Source organism: Rhodovulum sp. PH10, from assembly GCF_000293785.1.
Taxonomy (GTDB): domain Bacteria; phylum Pseudomonadota; class Alphaproteobacteria; order Rhizobiales; family Xanthobacteraceae; genus Rhodoplanes.
The window spans coordinates 1-2,913 of record NZ_AKZI01000077.1 but is presented as its reverse complement, the minus strand read 5'-3'; the positions used below and the strand labels follow the sequence as shown (position 1 = coordinate 2,913).

The window sequence follows — 2,913 nt, the reverse complement described above, 5'->3', positions numbered from 1 at the left end:
GAAAGCGGCTCCGGCGCAGCCCCGTCGGAGTTCCCAAACGGGCTCTCAGTGTGCCTGGCTGTCGGCGAAGCGGGCGGGGGTGCGGCCGATCATGCCTTCGATCCGCTCGCGCTCGTGCTTGAAGGCGGTCAGCGTCTGGCCTTCCAGCACGCGGCCGCGCGGCAGCTTGACGCGCATCGGGTCGACATAACGGCCGTTGATGCGGATCTCGTAATGGACGTGCGAGCCGGTCGACAGGCCGGTCGAGCCGACGAAGCCGATCACTTGGCCCTGGCGCACCTGCTCGCCCTCGCGGGTGCCCTTGGCATAGGCGCTCATGTGGCCGTAGGCGGTCTCGTAGCCGTTGGCGTGGCGCAGCAGGATGAACTTGCCGTAGCCCGACTCCCAGCCCTCCCGCACGATCGTGCCGCTGCCGGCGGCGTAGATCGGGGTGCCCATCGGGGCGGCCCAGTCGATGCCGGTGTGCATCTTGGTGTAGCCGAGGATCGGATGGCGCCGCACGCCGAAGCCGGAGCGCATGATGCCGTTGGAGACCGGCTTGCGGACCAGGAACTTGCGGGCGCTCTTGCCGGACTCGTCGTAGTAGTCGACCTGGCCGTCGTCCGGGCTGCGGAAGCGGTAGACCGCCTTGGTCTCGCCGCCGACCGTGAGGTTGGCGTACAGAACCTCGGTGTGGCCGGCCGGATCGTCCTCGCCCTCGTAGACCACCTCGAACGAGTCGCCGACCTGCACCTTGCGCTGGAAGTCGACGTCGTAGGAGTAGATCCGGACGAGGTCGGCGATCACGCTGCGCGGCACTTCGTTGCGGAGCGCCGTCTCGTACAGGCTCTGATAGAGCCGGACGCCCGAGCCGTCGTCGTTCTCGTCGTCCTCGACGTCGGCCACCTGCTGGGTGGCGGCGCTCTGGATGTCGACCGGTACGTAGCGGCCCATGTCCGACAGGGCGACCGCGGCCTCGGTGACGGTGTCGCCGACCACCAGCACGCGGACCGGCTGCTTACGGCCGCCCGGCGCCGGCGACAGCAGCACCTCGAGGCGTTGGCCTTCCTTCAGCCCGCCCTTGCGGCCATAGGCGCCGAGCTGGGCGACGATGGCGTCGATCTCGCTCTCGCTGGCGCCGAGCTCGGCGAGGATCGAGGCGGCGGTGTCGCCCTTCTTGACGGTGACGACGCGGTCGGCGTCGTGCGAGCCGCCGGTGATCTCCTTGGAGGTCTTCGGCAGCAGCGTGATGTTTTCCGGGATGATGCGCGCCTCGAACCCGGCATAGGGGTCGGGCGTGCCTTCGACCGCGTAAGCGAGGCGGGTCGAGCCGGTGAAGTCGGCCGAGGCGTAGCGGGCGACGCCGGCGCCGCCGGTCCAGTGCGCGACCTCGCGCACCCTTGCGACCACGTCGTCCATCGCCACCAGCTTGGCGACCTTCGCCCGCGGCAGCACGCTCGACAGGTCGCGGGTGACGAAGCTCACCTCGGCGTCCGGCAGGGCGGCGCTGGCGGCCTCTTCGCGCGCGGCGGCGCCGTCGGCCGGATCGGCGATCATTTTCTGGGGGTCGAAGCGGGGAATGTCGGCGGACAGGTCGGTGGTCGACAGCGCGAGGTTGGAGGCGACCTTCACATAGGGGCGGACGCGCACCAGCTCACGGTCGCCGGCGCGGCTGGTGGTGGAGATGCGGATCACCTGGCGCGCCGCCACCGCCTCGGAGGCGAGCGGCAGCCGGTCGCCCTTGCGCATGCCGAGCCGTTCGGCCTGCGCGCCGAGCGTGCCGCGCAACCCGGCCTCGAAGCGCTCCGGGCTCGCCGCGAAATTCGCCTCGCCGTCGAGCGCGGCAAACACCGCGCCGCCCATCAGGGCGGCCCCGCACAGACCGGTGAGGATGGTGCCGCTGAACCACTGGACCGAGACGCGGCGGCGATCGAGTTCCGGAGTTTCGCCGTCCACCGAGAGCGGCGGCTCGTTGCCGAGAGCGACGACGGGCGCCGTGCCCGACCGGAATCCGCGCGGCCTGCCTTGATCCACGGCCTCGTGCCCCCCTGCTTCCGCGCGGAAATCGCGACCGCGCGCCATCCGATGCCGCCCCCCGGCGGCCATTTCGGGCTTTGCCGTCGCGGATGAACGCGCCCGGCGGTCCCGAAAAACTCTCCGGCCCGCATCGGGCCGAATCCGGATGGAACCCCATACTGTTGGGAACACAAACCGCCCCACCTTTGTGGCCGCAATACGGCCCGCCCGCGGCAGCGCGGGAAACGCTCGGTCGGTGCGGCCCGTCGGCAACAGGGACTCGTCCGGGACTTGTCCCGGCGACTCGTTCCTGGGTGATTCGCATCCGGGACTGGTCCCGGGACAAGTCCCGATGGGGCGTCCGGCGGGATGCGTCCGGGACCCGTCTCGATGGAATGCGACCCGGTTTCGCCCGGAGGGGGTTCGTCTCGTATGGTGGCCGGGCTCCGAGCTTCTTTTCTTGGCGGGCGGAGCTGTCCGCGAGCTCGGTAGCCGGATCGGGCGCTCCGCACCCAGCCTGCTGCGGCGCGTGCTCGTTGCGGATTTCTTTCGCGGGGGCTTCGCCTGGATCTCCACCCCGTCACTCGCCGCCCGCGGGTGACCCGCGAAACGACATTGCCGGCCGTCGGCGAGTCGCCGCGGGACGAACCACCCCGAGCCAGGGTGTTTCGGTGCTGCCGGTCGCCTCCGTAACCCGGTCGTTCGTCTGTCCGGGCTCTCCGATCTTCGATGTCCGCCCGTCGTCGCCCTTCCGTCCGCCTGGCGACCGCCCCCTCGCCCCTCCGCCTTCGCGGCTCTCCCCTCTACCGGCAGCTTCTCCGCTCCGTTCCGCTGCCCCTGTCGTGTCCGCGCCTTCCCTCGTCTGTGCTGGTATCGGCGAGAGGCGATTTTGTTCCGTGGGGGTGGGGGCGGGCGGGG

The 2,913-nt window shown here is 70.7% G+C and carries 1 protein-coding gene; it reads right to left on the bottom strand.

The window, feature by feature from the left end; translation table 11 throughout:
* Positions 1-45: 45 nt before the first annotated feature.
* Entirely contained in the window at positions 46-1,935 is a 1,890-nt protein-coding gene (locus tag A33M_RS13105; protein ID WP_008387849.1) for a peptidoglycan DD-metalloendopeptidase family protein, read from the bottom strand.
* Positions 1,936-2,913 lie beyond the last annotated feature (978 nt).